Origin of the sequence: Cronobacter muytjensii ATCC 51329, from assembly GCF_001277195.1 — a bacterium.
GTDB lineage: Bacteria > Pseudomonadota > Gammaproteobacteria > Enterobacterales > Enterobacteriaceae > Cronobacter > Cronobacter muytjensii.
Map to the genome: position 1 here is coordinate 3,970,353 of NZ_CP012268.1, position 14,403 is coordinate 3,984,755.

14 protein-coding genes are annotated in these 14,403 nt (G+C 59.3%); 3 read left to right on the plus strand and 11 right to left on the minus strand.

Annotated features, from left to right (window positions below; all coding sequences use genetic code 11):
* Position 1: 1 nt before the first annotated feature.
* Genes tssM through AFK63_RS18175 form a run of 5 tightly spaced genes read right to left on the minus strand, consistent with a single transcriptional unit; the run spans position 2 to position 7,268 of the window.
* Positions 2–3,619, minus strand: a complete 3,618-nt coding sequence (gene tssM, locus AFK63_RS18155) for a type VI secretion system membrane subunit TssM (protein WP_038866268.1) — start codon at positions 3,617–3,619, stop codon at positions 2–4.
* Positions 3,620–3,621: 2 nt separating this feature from the next.
* Positions 3,622–4,857: a DotU family type VI secretion system protein gene (locus tag AFK63_RS18160; RefSeq protein ID WP_038866271.1), complete on the minus strand. Its 1,236-nt coding sequence runs from the start codon at positions 4,855–4,857 to the stop codon at positions 3,622–3,624.
* A gap of 17 nt (positions 4,858–4,874) precedes the next feature.
* A complete protein-coding gene (gene tssK / locus AFK63_RS18165; RefSeq protein ID WP_038866273.1) occupies positions 4,875–6,218 on the minus strand; it encodes a type VI secretion system baseplate subunit TssK in 1,344 nt (447 codons plus the stop codon).
* Positions 6,219–6,242: 24 nt separating this feature from the next.
* Entirely contained in the window at positions 6,243–6,749 is a 507-nt protein-coding gene (gene tssJ / locus AFK63_RS18170; RefSeq protein ID WP_038866274.1) for a type VI secretion system lipoprotein TssJ, read from the minus strand.
* 24 nt (positions 6,750–6,773) lie between these two features.
* Positions 6,774–7,268, minus strand: coding sequence for a YdgH/BhsA/McbA family protein (locus tag AFK63_RS18175; protein WP_038866276.1), 495 nt, complete (start codon positions 7,266–7,268; stop codon positions 6,774–6,776).
* Positions 7,269–8,506: 1,238 nt separating this feature from the next.
* Between AFK63_RS18175 and tisB the strand changes: the two genes are divergently transcribed.
* From tisB to emrD, 3 genes are all read left to right on the plus strand, one after another.
* Entirely contained in the window at positions 8,507–8,596 is a 90-nt protein-coding gene (tisB, locus tag AFK63_RS18180; RefSeq protein WP_032803729.1) for a type I toxin-antitoxin system toxin TisB, read from the plus strand.
* Between the two features lie 75 nt (positions 8,597–8,671).
* Complete coding sequence (locus AFK63_RS18185; RefSeq protein ID WP_038866279.1) at positions 8,672–9,127, plus strand: GNAT family N-acetyltransferase; 456 nt, start codon at positions 8,672–8,674, stop codon at positions 9,125–9,127.
* A gap of 211 nt (positions 9,128–9,338) precedes the next feature.
* A complete protein-coding gene (gene emrD / locus AFK63_RS18190; RefSeq protein WP_144420929.1) occupies positions 9,339–10,523 on the plus strand; it encodes a multidrug efflux MFS transporter EmrD in 1,185 nt (394 codons plus the stop codon).
* Here emrD and AFK63_RS18195 read toward each other — a convergent pair.
* The 6 genes from AFK63_RS18195 to ibpA form a co-directional block, all read right to left on the minus strand.
* Complete coding sequence (locus AFK63_RS18195) at positions 10,426–11,517, minus strand: cellulase family glycosylhydrolase (RefSeq protein ID WP_038866283.1); 1,092 nt, start codon at positions 11,515–11,517, stop codon at positions 10,426–10,428. The two genes, emrD and AFK63_RS18195, sit on opposite strands and share 98 nt — an antisense overlap.
* A 71-nt stretch (positions 11,518–11,588) precedes the next feature.
* Positions 11,589–11,930 carry a DUF202 domain-containing protein gene (locus AFK63_RS18200; protein ID WP_038866285.1) on the minus strand — a complete coding sequence of 114 codons (342 nt, stop codon included), beginning with the start codon at positions 11,928–11,930 and terminating at the stop codon, positions 11,589–11,591.
* Positions 11,920–12,267 carry a YidH family protein gene (locus tag AFK63_RS18205; protein ID WP_038866287.1) on the minus strand — a complete coding sequence of 116 codons (348 nt, stop codon included), beginning with the start codon at positions 12,265–12,267 and terminating at the stop codon, positions 11,920–11,922. Before AFK63_RS18205 ends, AFK63_RS18200 begins: the two co-directional genes overlap by 11 nt.
* Before the next feature lie 38 nt (positions 12,268–12,305).
* Positions 12,306–13,094, minus strand: coding sequence for a phosphotransferase (locus AFK63_RS18210; protein WP_038866290.1), 789 nt, complete (start codon positions 13,092–13,094; stop codon positions 12,306–12,308).
* 105 nt (positions 13,095–13,199) lie between these two features.
* Positions 13,200–13,691 (minus strand): small heat shock chaperone IbpB, encoded by a 492-nt coding sequence (gene ibpB, locus AFK63_RS18215; protein WP_038866292.1) that lies wholly within the window; start codon positions 13,689–13,691, stop codon positions 13,200–13,202.
* 110 nt (positions 13,692–13,801) lie between these two features.
* Entirely contained in the window at positions 13,802–14,218 is a 417-nt protein-coding gene (gene ibpA, locus AFK63_RS18220) for a small heat shock chaperone IbpA (protein WP_007729390.1), read from the minus strand.
* Positions 14,219–14,403: the final 185 nt, after the last annotated feature.

Sequence of the window (14,403 nt, forward strand, 5' to 3'; positions counted from 1 at the left end):
GTTAAGGGCATGCGAAGCCAGGGAGCTGGAATGGGTTGCGGATACTGTTTGGCGTGAATTCCAGCGTCACGCTGTGTCCGTCAACCGAAAACGTCGCCTGGCGGCTCAGGCTTCCTGCACCCGGCGCGATGCGGGCGCGATCGAAAAAGCGGTTCAGCGCCCAGGCGCCGTTCGTCACCAGCGTCGAGGTGGTGCCGTTGGCAAGACCAAGCTGCATACGCACCTGATTCGTACCGCCGCTGCCCGGCCAGCTCATCAACTGCACCGCCTGCGGGCCGTGACTGTAGCGCAGCAGCTGGCCGTCAACGTCCAGCGACAGCGTCAGAATGTCATTATCCATCCGCACAGTGCGCACCGTCACGCGGTACGACGGCGTGGTAGCACCATTGGCGAAGAACGCGTCGCGAATGTATTGCGCCTGCTGGAACGGACGCAGCACCCCTTCGCTGCCCGGCAGCGTTTTCCCGTCGATGCCCGGCGTAAAGCGCCAGCGCGCCTGGGTGGTGTCTACTTTGTTGGTCAGGTTGTCGCGAAAGAAACTGTCCATCAGGCCCGTGCCCGGCGCGAACATCCGCGCCAGATCGTCCGGCGTCACTTCGCTGCTGGCGGAGCGCACCAGCGGATAACGGCCCGCGATCGCCTGGCGGCAGAAGCTGCCGACTTCCACGCTGATACGTTTACGCACGTTTTCCAGTTCGCGCTGCTGAGTGTCGCTGCTGGCGCCAACGGCCATGCGGCTGAACATGTTTTGCAGCCCGCCCGGCAGACGCCCTGCGCTGGCCTGTAAGCGGCTAATCGCCTCGCCCCCTGGCGGCGGCATGCCGCTGTTAGCGGCGTCCTGCACGGCGGTCAGGTAACGGTAGAGCTCATCTATCTGCTTGATAAAGTCATCAAACACGATGGCTTTGCCGCCTTTCTCCAGCGGCTGCGCCAGTTCGATAATCGGCGCATAGTGATCGGTCACCACTTGTTCCGGCGTTTGCGGCGCGGCGGCGGCGGTCGTCGCCCCGCTTTCCCGGTCGCTGAACAGCGCTTCCAGCGTGCGGGTGGCGCGGTTACCCTGCTCTTTGTTTTCCGTTTCGCCCGGCTGCGGTTCCGCGCGGGAGAGCGTCAGCACCTGGCTTAAGTTCATCACCAGACGGCGCAGCGGCGAGTTGCTGCTGGAGAGCACGCGCGCCGTGTTGATGCGCTGGTTCAGGTCGGCGCTGTTGTTAAGCTGGATATCCGCCAGGTAGCTGTCCCACTGGCTGATAAAATCGCGCATATAGAGCTGGCGCACCGCGTTGTCCGTCTGCGCTTTGTCTTCCTGGGCGGTGGAAAGCCCAAGCACCCAGGCGTCGTCGTCATGCAGCGAGGCGGTGACGTTGTCTATCTGGCCGTTGAAGCTTTCCCAGTAGCCTTTCGGGGTGTAAAGCCCCGGCACGCCGTCGCTCACCGGCTTGCCGCTTTTACGCGAAAAGACCAGCTCGCTCTGCGGGCCGCCGAGGGTCGCCAGCGACACCGGCTTTAAGTTCTCGTCGCGCTCCAGCAGACGCTTAAGACGGCCATAGACGCGCAGCGACAGCGGCTTCTGGTTGATCATCGCCTGCTGGCGGCTAATCAGCGACTCGTCTTTGGCGTACGGCGAGGTCTGGATTTGCGGCTCCAGCAGTTGCGTCAGGTGCCATTCGAGCTGGTTCAACTGCGCCTGGGTGACATTCTGCGGCAGGTTGCGCTCCAGGTTGAGCATGACCCAGGAGTGCAGGAATTTACCGTCGTAATGCTTCGGCTGGTAGAGCATCTGGTACGCCTTCAGCGCTTCGTAGCTGTATTCCACGTCGCTGCCATTGTCGCTGCGTACCCAACCGGTGATGAGCTGCGCCACGGCGGGCATCAGCATCTCCTGCAGCGCTTTCTGGTAGAGCGCCTGCGAGGCGTCGTTCACGTCATCCCCGCGATACAGCCCCATGCGATACGTCACCGGCGGCGAGTTCAGGTCAAACTCTTTGCTCCTGGGCAGCTCGACCAGGCTGTTGAAAAGCGGCAGCATGCTGAAGAGATCGCGCCCCGTCGAAGTTTGCAGCGCTTTGCTCTGACGCTCGACGCCCGGCACTTTGGCGTTCACTTCCGCCAGGTACGCTTTGTTATTGCCGTAGCTGGTGAGCCACAAACCGCCGAGCACCACTAACAGCGCGGTGAGCGCGGCATAGCCCGACCAGATCACCGCGCGGTTGCGCAGCTCCCACCAGCGGTTCTGACCGGCGATGCCCGCTTCCTGGAAAATCACATTCTGGAGCAGGTTTTTAATAAAGAAGCTCTGCCCTTTGCCGCCGGGGATCGGCGCCTCTTTGCTGACCGAGTCCCAGTTATCGCCCTCTTTACCGCCCGTCGGCAGCGAGAGTGCGCGGTTAAGTTCGCCCATGACGCGGTCAAACGGCAGCCCTTCCTGGGTGCCGCTCGCAAGATAAATGCCGCGCGGCGAGAATTCAGTTTCAAAATTGGAGCGGGCAAACACGGTGCTGAGGTAGTCCGCCAGCAGCGGACGCAGCGCCGCGAACTCCTGCGGGAAGAGATAGCACTCGGCGCGCGCTTTCGGGTCGCTTTCCGCGAGCAGGGTATCCGGCAGGCCAGCGTCCAGACGCTGTTGCAGCAGCGCGAACTCCTGCGTGAACGCCGCCAGCAGATCGAAATCGGCCTGCTTTGACTGCTCCCACGGGAAGGTGAAACCCCAGATCTGGTCGCGCTGGGCTTTATCAAAACGCCCAAAGTAAGAACGAAAGCCTTTCAGCAGGTCCGCTTTGGTGACCAGCACGTAGACCGGAAAGCGAATGCCGAGCTGTTCGTGCAGTTCCGCCAGACGCTGGCGCAGGTTGACCGCCTGCTGCTGGGTCGCTTCGGCCGACTGGGTCAGCAGATCGGAAACGCTGATGGTGATGATGACGCCGTTAATCGGCTGACGACGGCGGTATTTACGCAGCAGATCGACAAAACGCAGCCATTCGCCCGCGTCCTGCGCCTGCTCGCTCTCCTGCGTGGTGTAACGCCCGGCGGTATCAAGCAGCACCGCTTCGTTAGTAAACCACCAGTCGCAGTTACGCGTGCCGCCGATACCGCGCAGCGCCGTTTTACCGAAGCGATCCGCCAGCGGGAATTGCAGGCCGGAGTTGACCAGCGCCGTGGTTTTCCCGGAGCCGGGCGCGCCGATAATCACATACCACGGCAGCTGATAAAGGTATTGGGTGCTAAAGCGCTGCGTCCACTGGCCGCGCTGGCCGGGCGCATTGAAGTGCGCTTTTTTGAGGATCTGCGCGGCCTCGTCGAAACGGTCCGCCAGCACCTGATCGTCGTTGCCCAGGCGTTTGAAATCCCCGCCCTCTTCCGCCGGTTTCCCGTCGTTGAGTTTGTCCATCAGCTTGCGGTTCAGCCAGGCGTTGTAGAGCCGCGGCACGATGTGGCTATGTACCCAGATCAGGTAGATAAGCGCAATGCTGATGATACGGTTGGTTTCCGACTCCAGCGGGCGACTGTCGACGATGGACAGTAGCGGCCCTATCATCCAGACGACCGCCGACAGCGCGGTAACGCCCATGAACCCCCACAAGATGCGGTTGGTCACTATTGAAAGGAGAATATTCAGCATCCTTAGTTTCCTTGCGGCAATCCGTTCAGCTCGGCCAGGGTGTTATCCGGCGACACCAGCAGAGTTATCTCTACACGGCGGTTGCGGGCGCGGTTTTCCGGCGTATTGTTCGGAGCGATAGGGTCCATCTCGCCGCGGCCCTGCGCTCTGACGCGGTTCGGGTCGGCGAGGTGCGCCTGGAGCATTTTCTGTACCGATTCGGCGCGCGAGAGCGACAGCTCGTAGTTCGAGGCGAAACGCGCGCTGCGGATAGGCACGTTATCGCTGTAACCCACCACGAGGATTTTGCCGCTGACGTTGTTCATCGCCTGCGCCACGCGATCGATGACCGACTCGTAACGGTCGCGCACCACGGTCGATGCCGACGCGAACAGGCCGTCGCCTTTGAGGATAACGACGCTGCGATCGGCTTCGTCGCGTACCGCCACCAGGCCCGCTTCAATTTCGGGGCGCAGGAATCCGCGCAGGTTAAGCACCGGCGCCACTTCGCGAGCGGGCTGCTGAACGGTGATTTCCGGCAGCGGCGTCTGATAGATCTTCGCCAGCACCGGGCTGGTGTTGTCGCCAAGCCGCCAGTTAAGAATGATAAAGAACAGGCAGGCCAGGAAACCGGCCAGCGCCACGCAGGCCCACAGCGGCACCACAGGACGCCAGAGTTTGCGCATCACCGGCTGATCTTCCGGATGCGGCGAGAGCGGCGGCGGGTAGCTGCCGCGCACGCTGCGGATCATTTGCCACAGGCGCTGCTTGATGGTTTCCAGCTGCGTGCGGCCGTTGTCCATAACGCGGTAGCGCCCTTCGAACCCGAGCAGCAGGCAGTAGTTGATCATCTCCAGCAAAAAGATGTGCTCGCGCGGGTTTTGCGACAGTCGCGCCAGTAGCTGGAAGAATTTTTCTCCGCCCCAGGTTTCGTTGTGGAACGTCACCAGCAGACCGCTGCCGGACCAGACGCCGCGGCTGCCCCACGGGGTGAGCGCCGCCGCCTCATCGAGGGCCGTACACAGGCAGTAGCGCGCGCCGACGATGACTTCATAAGGCAGCGCCGCCTGCTGACAGCGCACTTCAAAGCGGCGGATCTCGTCAATCAGGCGCTGACGCAGCCCGGCCTGATCTTCATGCGATACAGAATGACGAATCTGCGGGATCGCGTTAAGCAGCGGATTGGCCGCCGCGACCAGCGGATTATTACTGCTGGCGCCGGAAAGAATGGCATCGCTGCCGGTGGCTTGTGGTTCCATAGTGAGCGCTCGTCGTGTTATTCATTCGTACTGCGAATGGCCCAAAACTCCATATCAAGGCCCGGGAACTCACCGGCGAGATGCAGCGCAAAGGCGCCGGATTTTTCCATCTCTTTCCAGAGTTCGCCGCCCTTTTCCAGTTCGAAATAGCTGTAGCCGGCATGCCACGGGATCTGCGGCGGCGCGACAGGCATGGCGCGCAGCACCATACCCGGCAGTTGCAACTGCACCAGATCGCGAATTTTGGTGACCGGCGCGACTTTCATCTGCGCCGGGAAGTGCGTTTGCAGCGCCTCGCCCGGCACGTTGGCTTTGACCGCCAGCACGAAACCGAACTCGCGCACCATGTTGCTTTCCGGCACGGTAGCGACGTTGAGGCCGTGGGAGCGCTCGGTAAGCGGCAACTGGATGGCGCTCTCTTCCATGACCAGCGACAGGCCCTGGCGCAGCATCAGCGTCAGTTTGCCAAAACAGCCCGCCAGGTTGTCATGGTCATAAACCGGCAGCGTGGCGTCCGGCGCGCGCTGCGCAGTCCAGGTGGCGAGCTCGCAGGCGAAGGCGAGCCAGTCGCGCCACAGCGTTTCCGGGTGCAGCAGCGGCAGGGTTTTTAAATGCGTGACGTGGCCCAGATGATGGTTAATCAGCGACAGCAGCATGAATTCCACCATCTCGGAGGTGTTAAAACGCCCCGGCTGGCGCAGACGCTGGCTTATCTGCTGGCTGCGCTGGCCAAGCAGGCCGTGCAGGTCGTTCAGCATGCTGTAGAGCTGTCCGCTGTTGATAGCGTTGAGCATCGGCGGAATGTAGCCGGTGTCGAGGCGCACCTGATTGTCGTTGCGCTTTTCAATCACCTGCGCGACGCCGATGGCGGTCCACTCGGCGGTCAGCTCGCTCTCCAGCATCAGCTTGAGACGCAGGCGGCCAAACTGTACCGTCGCGGCGCCAACCGACATCGCGTTGTCATCTTCGACTTCTTCTTCAAACGTGGCGTAGCGCGCGAGCGAATCGGCCGCCTCGCTGAAAATGACCTCTTCGCGTCCGGCGCGGCGGGCCGGCAGCGCCAGCACCACCCGTTCGTGCGTCAGGTTGTCCGGAATGGCAAGCGGCGCCGGGCCGTGGCGGGCGTCGCGAAAGGCGAACGGGGTGCCATCCGGCAGCAGACCGCTGGCGTAGCTCAGCGCCACGCGTCCCTGACGCAGCATCGCCTCGTCAAATTCCAGATCGAGAAACCCCCAGAGATACGGGCGTTGCAGTGAACCCCATTCGCGGATGTGGTTTTGCAGGAAACTTTCCGCGCGCTGGAAGTGGTGCGGACGCAGGAACATCCCTTCGGTCCAGACCACTTTTTCTGCTTTGTTCATACTGGTGTCCTGTAAGGGCGCTGATTATTCGTTGATGACGCGGATCCCGTTGACGTCAAGAAACACTTTTGCCTCAAGTTCGTCGGATGACCATTTCCAGAATTTATAAATGCTGGAGTCACTGGGTGCGGGAAGCGGGAGCGAGATACGCCACTTTTTACCGTCGAGCGCCTGATATTCCGCCATCACGCCGATATAGCGCGCCTCAAGCGAGCTCTGGCCGCTGAGGGTTTTATCCAGCTGGCCCGGCATCAGGAAGAACTCGTCGCTGTTGAGCAGGTTCGCTCCCAGCACGGTCTGAGCATTGTTTTGCAGCGAAAAGAAATCGGCGGACATAAAGTCGGCGTCAGATTTCAGAAGCAGCACCCGGACTTTTAGCGGTGCGGAATTATTAATTTGTGGGTGAGCCTGAAAATGCAGGCTGTACTGGGAAGGAACGCTGCGTGAAGACGATAAACAGCCGCTCAGCAAGGTGAGAGCGGCAAGCAAAAACGCCAGGAAGCCCTGGCGTAAAACGGTACGGTTTTTCATGAGGTGTGGCTCATTGAATCAGGATTAATCGATAACCCAGGTTCCGCTTTTGGTGTTTTTACAGGCTTTGCTGTTGCCATCCACCGTCACGCAGTTAGCTTTGGCAGCTTTACGACGCAGTTTCGGGATCTCTTTACGAACGGTTGCTTCATAAAGATCGCTCTTCACTGCCGCGCGCAGCGGAACATAACCAATCAGCTGCTCTTCGCCCTGATCGGCCAGCGCCAGCCAATAACCTTCAACCTGGCCCAGTACGTTATAGGTTTTGCCGGTTTCCAGCTGACGAACCACTTTGCCGCCGAAATCCGGGCGGGTCATGACCGACGCCGGGTACATCGCGCGGTATTCTTCGTTGACAGGCTGGAACTCTTTTGGCGGAGTCACCGCGTGGCGGTGGGTGAGCGTGACGCCATTAACCACACTGGTCACGATAGTGTCATCCGTAACGGCAGGAGGCGGCGCTTTACAACCAGCTACGCCTAACACAAACAGCAGGGCTAATACGATTCGCATATTCATCGATGGTTTCCGTTGCAAATATATTCTGTATACAAAGAAATAACGGCTTCTGGATTCAGGCTATGACTAAAAGTTTGTCATTGCCAGGGAAGATTATGCCATTTCGGTGAAGGAATTTCATTTTCTTCAGAGATAGCTACCGCACGGGCTTTACCGAAGTAAACCCGGACGTTTTACGCATATTTCTGAGGCAGAGCGAGAAAATTCTACATAACCCTCATGACAATTCAACACCAGACCTGGCGGGCATTCTGGTGAAAATGCCTGCCCGTTTAATTGAATAGCGTATTTTTAGGATTTTTCCGCCCCTTCGAACAGGAAATAATCGTGAAAGACATGAATACCTCCGTCGTTATTCATTAAAATTATCTATATTAAGAGTTTGTTTTAAAAGAACAATTAACAGGAAAGCGTAACGGTTACGTGCGATAACGAGGCGGGAAATAGTGGGGTGGTCATACATTAAGATTAATCTGAAAACAGATTATTAAGCGGGCATGTATATATCCAGCTACCATATTTAGTGGGTGTGAAATTTGACGTTAAAAATGACACTACAGGATCTTAAGTAAAATTTCTTTAATTAATGATGACAGCAAATAGTGCTATTGCATTTACGCTTCTCAAAAATCGTATTTGCTAAAAAAGCATAATGGCAGTGGATTGCCCTTTTTCGTCATCAGATTTTCCTTACAAACAGTGCGAATTATGTCGTTCATGTCGCTTTTTCAGCCTGCTTTTTTGCTACAGAAGTGAATATTATTTAGCGTGATTATTACCCTCTGTCGCTGCGTGGCAGAAAGGAAAACAGCGCGGCGGGCGGGCGCAGAAACAAAAAAACCCCGCCAGAGGCGAGGTTTTTTCAGCTACTGTTGCGGTTGGTAGCCGCAAAGCACACTGTGTTACGTCAACAGCGTAACTATACGACGAAATGCCTGCTCCCGCAATTGGCGGGCCGCTGGCGCAGTCGTGGCTTTTGATCAGTATGATCCAGCCCTCCGCTTCTTGTCCAGAAAATACTGTTCATTTATACAGTATCTATCTATAATGATGTTGCTGTCACAGCGTGCGATACGGGGCCGCATTTAAACGGGCGCAATAAAGAGTCCTGGCTGAAACGGGTGGTGCCGTCAGTGCCTTAACCCCGAGAGAGCACACTGTGTTACGCCAACAAAACAACTGGCAACAGGCAGCGGAGAGGTACGCCAGTTGGTGCTCCTTTACCAGAGGAGACGCGTATGAGCGGAGTGGATTTGTTTATCCTTATCCTGAAACTCATTGTTGCAGTCCTGCAACTGCTTGATGCTGTCCTGAAGTTCCTTCGGTAACTCAGGTTCAGGCCGCACCAAAGAGGGGCGGGCAACCGCCCCTCTTTAACACGGTACATCCACCAGGAGGGAACGATGTCAGGAATCATCACTATCAGGTCTGTTACCCCGGTCGGCATCGATTTTGACCGGCTGCGTGAAGAGAGTCAGGCGCTCGGCTTTACGATGCTCGACCGGCTCGCCGTCCACTGGATGGACGGCAGCAACGGCTTTTCGGCTCCTGGCGAACGGCTGCTCGGCGCGTTTCTTGGCGAAGCGCTGGTTGGCGTCGGCGGGCTGAACCGCGACCCTTTCGATACTCATCCGCGCGCCGGACGCGTGCGCCATCTCTATGTCAGCCATGCGGTACGCCGCGTTGGCGTCGGCAATCAGCTGCTGAAAACCATCGCCCATCATGCCCACAACGCGTTCGATTATCTCAATATTCGCGCGCCAGAATCCGCCTTCAGCTTTTATTTACAGGCCGGCTTTTTACCCGTGACGCACCAGCCGCACATTACGCACCGGCTGACGCTGCCTGCGCTGGCCTGAGCCTGTCGCGGCCGCGCATGGCCGCGCGGCGGGGGCATCGTCAGTGGCAATAAATGTTTCCGAAAAGTGTCCGTAAAAGCTGCCTGCTATTTATATTGATGGCGTGATAGCCGACTGGATAATCCCTGCGCATGCGGTATATTTCTCTCGCATTTAATATCCATGCAGAGATATATCCTGTTTCTTCACCTGTGCGTATCGAATAATCATGATGAGAATATTGGCTAACCGTCATTTATTAATGATGTTGATTCTGCTTGTCGCCGTCGGGCAGATGGCGCAGACGATTTATATCCCGGCTATCGCCGGTATCGCGCTGGAAATGAACGTGCGCGAAGGGGCCGTGCAGAGCGTGATGGCGGCGTATCTGCTGACTTACGGCGTCTCGCAGCTGATTTACGGGCCGATATCCGACCGCGTCGGTCGCCGCCCGGTGATCATGACGGGGCTGGTGATTTTTATCCTCGCGACGCTGGTGGCGCTGGAGGCACGCAGCCTGCCGGTGCTGATTCTGGCGGGCTGCTTACAGGGGATGGGCACCGGCGTCGGCGGCGTGATGGCGCGAACGCTGCCGCGCGATCTCTATGAAGGCCCGGCGCTGCGCCACGCCAACAGCCTGCTGAACATGGGCATTCTGGTCAGCCCACTGGTGGCGCCGCTGCTCGGCGGCCTGCTCGACACCTGGTGGGGCTGGCGCGCCTGCTTTGCATTTCTGCTGGCATTGGCGGTCGTGGTGACATTTTGTATGTTCCGCTGGATGCCGGAAACCCGCCCGGTACAGGCGCAGCGCCCTCGCCTGCTGGCGAGCTACAGGCTGCTGTTTGGCACCGCCAGCTTTAACTGCTATCTGATTATGCTGATTGCCGGACTCGCGGGCGTCGCGGTGTTTGAGGCGTGCTCCGGGGTGCTGATGGGCGCGGGCCTCGGACTCAGCAGCCTTGCGGTGAGCGTGCTGTTTATTCTGCCGATCCCGGCGGCGTTTTTCGGCGCCTGGTTTGCCGGGCGCGCCCATAAGCGTTTTACCACCCTGATGTGGCAGGCGGTACTGAGCTGTCTTGCGGCGGGTGTGCTGATGTGGCTGCCGGGCTGGCTTGGCATAATGAATATCTGGACGCTGCTTATCCCCGCCGCGCTCTTTTTCTTCGGCGCCGGAATGCTGTTTCCGCTTGCCACCAGCGGCGCGATGGAGCCGTTTCCGTTCCTGGCGGGCACCGCCGGCGCGCTGGTGGGCGGGCTGCAAAACTGCGGTTCCGGGCTGCTGGCGTGGTCGTCCGCGCTGCTGCCGCAGAACGGGCAGTTTAGCCTCGGGATGCTGATGACGGCGATGGGTGTGCTGATGCTGGCGTGCTGGTTGCCGCTGGCGCACCGTGAGCGGATACCGGAGCAGACGGTGTAAGGTGGCCCGACGCGCGCTCCGTTGCGCACGTCGGGTTGATCATGGCGTCAAGCAGCGTCGCCTGCGTGGGGCGCCACGCGCCCTCTTCTCCGTCGTAAAACTGATTCGCGGCGTTCAGCGCATACGGAATGCCCGCTTTTTTCAGCTCGCACGCCATGAAACGGGCAAACGCGAGCGTGGCCGCAGACGGCGTGGTTTTCACCGTCTGCGCCGCCGACCATCCCCCCACCCAGCTAACATGCCCGGTCTTCTGCTGCCAGCGGCGCGCGCTGTTAATGCGCTCGCGGATTGCCGCCTTTTCCGCCGCAGTACCGGACGTCCACGGATATTTGCCGCTGGCGCGCAGCGGCCCCCACGGGAAAATATGCCACTGCGCCAGCACGTAATGGCTGCTCTGCGGCGGCAGTTTCAGCATGGGGAGATCTTCAGGCACGGCGCGGAAACGCGGCGCAATAAAAATCATCCGCTGCGCATCTGCGTGGTGAAGCGTTTTGATAACGTCGCTGTAGAGCCGGTTGAGCTGCTGCGGATTATGGTTGAGCCGGTCGGCGGGCTCGTAGATGACGTCAAACCCCAGCAGCGGATGCTGCTCGCCGAAATAGTTCGCCACCGCGCTCCACCAGGCGACCACTTTCGCGGCGTTTTGCGCGCTCGGGTCGGCTTTAAAGGCGTCCGCCTGGTAGGAGATTATCGGGATGATGTTGTAGCGCTCGCACGCCTCAACGATTTTGCGCAAATGAATGAGCCGCGCTTCGGTGGCGTCGCCCGCCACTCTCACCCGCACATGGCGAATGCCCCGCTGCTGAAAATCGCGTACCGCCAGCGGGTCGAACTCCCGGATGCCGCGATCGGTGCGCGCCCAGTCGACATCCATCCCCACGCCGAGTTCGGCGGCGTAGCGCTGGGCCGTCAGCGGCTCGCCAGCACTGGCAGACGGGGCGGCGTGAGCCGAGGTAATGAGCAGCAGGAAAGCGAGCGGAAGCAGCTTGTTCATGGTTATCGTATCGGGAAGAAGAATCAGGAATATGTAGCACGGATTGACGCAGGTCGGGTAGGCCGCCGGTATTAACTGCTTAGCAATTGCATAAGCGCGCGCACGTGCGTGACCAGAAACAGTAGCGCCAGCGCGCAGACCGCCAGCGCGATAAGCAGTTTCGCACGCACCTGACCGGGCGCGGCGAAATCCTCACGCATAAGCGTGGTCAGGTGACGTGTGCGGGCGTAAGCGTAAATCAGCCCGGCCACCACCGAGAGGCATCCCAGCGCCAGCCATAACAGCAGGCCCGCGTCGCTCCATGCGTGACGCAGCGCCAGCACCAGCAACGCGCCGTAGCCCAGCAGCGTGCGCACCCATGCAAGCGACGTGCGCTCCGGTTGCAGGCCCGGATCGCGTGGGCTAACCGGCATAAAACACCACCAGCATCACCGCCAGCGCGACCACCGCCATCACGCCGCTGATAAACGCCAGCATACGCGTGTAGGGCAGCTCCTGTTTCAGGCGCATCGCCTTTTCGTTGCGCAACCAGCGCAGATAGCCGTAAATCGCGAGCGCGCCGGCGAAAAAACACAGCAGCAGCGACACTGCTTCGCGCACGACGGGCGTCGCGAAATCGGGCGCCAGCTGATCAAGCCCAACACCTGCCGCCAGAAACCCCAGCGCGGTGCGCACCCATGCCAGAAACGTGCGTTCGTTGGCGAGTGAAAAACGATAGTCCGGCGCTTCGCCGAGACGGGAAATTTTCATGAGGGCTCCTTGTCGCCGCTTCGGCAGGAACAGCCAGTTTACAACACGCTGGCCATTTCACGCAGCCAGCCCGGCAGCACCTGTCGATACCAGTCAACATAGCGCTCGCGCTGCGGGTTCTGACGCTGGTGCAGCAGACTGACCACTTCGGTCGCTATCCACGCCTTCGCGATAATCAACGGTTGAAGGAGATCGTCTGTTTTCTCATGCGCCGCCCATGGCGTGTAGCGATCAATCATGGCGTTATACGCGACGAGGCTACCCATGCCTTTTATCAGCGGCGCGAGATCGATAGCCGGATTGCCATACCCGATGCGCTCCCAGTCAAACAGCACCAGATCGCCGTTGTCACGCCGTCCCCAGTTGCCCGCATTAGTGTCGCCAGAGATAAGCGTCCTGGCCGTAAACAGACTGTCGCTGCGCGCGGCGATCTCTTGCAGGATGGCTACCGCGTCCGGGGCGAGTGAGAACACCTCACACAGTAGCGTTTGATTTTCCACTCTCCAACAGTGCGGGTGCAGCGGCGCGCCGGGAGCAGGCGTGGCGGCGTGAAGCGCGCCGAGCGTACGGTAAAGCGCCTCATCGTCGCAAAGTGCCTCAAGCGATACCGTGTGCGGGAGCCACTCCAGCCAGAGCGTCGCGGTTTGCGCCTCTACTCCCAGCAGCGCAGGCGTGTGGATGCCGCGCTCGCGAAGCGCCCCGGCGCTGTGACAATAGAACGCGATTTCAACCCTGCTCGCGCCGCGCTTTTCGATGAGCGGCTGGCCGTCGCGCTCGCACTTGCGCACACGGGCCGCGCCCATTTGCGCCAGGTTTTCCTGTGTCATCGGCTCTCCGTAATGTGGGTAAGGACAGCATTGACTATAAAACAGCGCGCCGTACGACAGGCATAAAAAAGGCCCCACTACGGGGGCCTTTTTCTCGTCACGCCATTACTGGCTATCGGTGTTGCTGTCGCTGTGGCTCAGCGCCGGGCGTTCGCCCTCAATAACGCGCTCATCGTCCTGAGCGCGCGGCTGGCCGATGGCGATACGCTGCGGGGCCAGGGCTTCGGGGATGTTGCGCACCAGATCGATGTGCAGCAGCCCATTGGTGAAGCTGGCACCGGAAACTTCCATATGCTCAGCGAGCGTGAAGCTCAGATTGAAAGGCTGGATAACCAGGCCCTGATGGAGCCATTTCGGCTCGGTTTCCGGTTTTACCGGCGTGCCTTTCACGCGCAGCACCGTGTGTTCCAGTTCGATTTCCAGATCTTCCTGACGGAACCCGGCTAACGCAAGGGTGATGCGATAGTGGTTATCGTCGCTTTTTTCGATGTTATAGGGCGGGAAGGTCTGGCTTTCGGCGGAGCTCATCAGCGCGTTGGCCAGTTTGTCAAAACCGATCCACTGACGGAAAAACGGGGATAAATCATAGTTACGCATATTATCTCTCCTTCATTGAAGCGAGTGAAAACGCCAGTGCGTGTACTGGCTGTGCTCCCGTTCGGCGAGCACGAGACGACAGTCAAGGCCGCCGCAGCGGCCCCAAAAAATTAGTTACCGATTTCGATACGGCGCGGTTTTTTCGCTTCCGGGATCACGCGCTCAAGCTCGATGTAGAGCAGGCCGTTCACGAGGTTAGCGCCACGCACGAAGATGTTTTCGGCCAGCTGGAATTTGCGCTCGAAATTGCGCTCGGCGATACCCTGGTACAGATAGGTACGCTCTTTCTGCTCAGGCGCATGGGAGCCTTTCACCACCAGCAGGTTGTCTTGGGCGGTGATCTCCAGCTCGCTTTCCGCAAACCCTGCCACGGCAATGGCGATACGGTAGTGGTTTTCATCCACCAGCTCGACGTTGTACGGAGGGTAGCCGCCGTTGCTCTGGCTCTGGTTGTTCTCAAGCAGGTTGAACAGACGGTCAAAACCGATGGCGGAACGATACAGCGGGGATAAATCAAAGTTACGCATACATACTCCTGAAATCAGCGAGGTTTAACATCGCCCTCCTCAAAGGACAGGCGGCTGTGGCGGGAGCCCCGTTCGGCGTGCCCCCTGTGTCCACATTCCAGAAAATGGGTGCGGCCCGCCGGTTTTCAAGGGCCGAAATCGGCCTTTTTTTGGCGATTTACATTTCTTTGCGTAGACTGGGAATA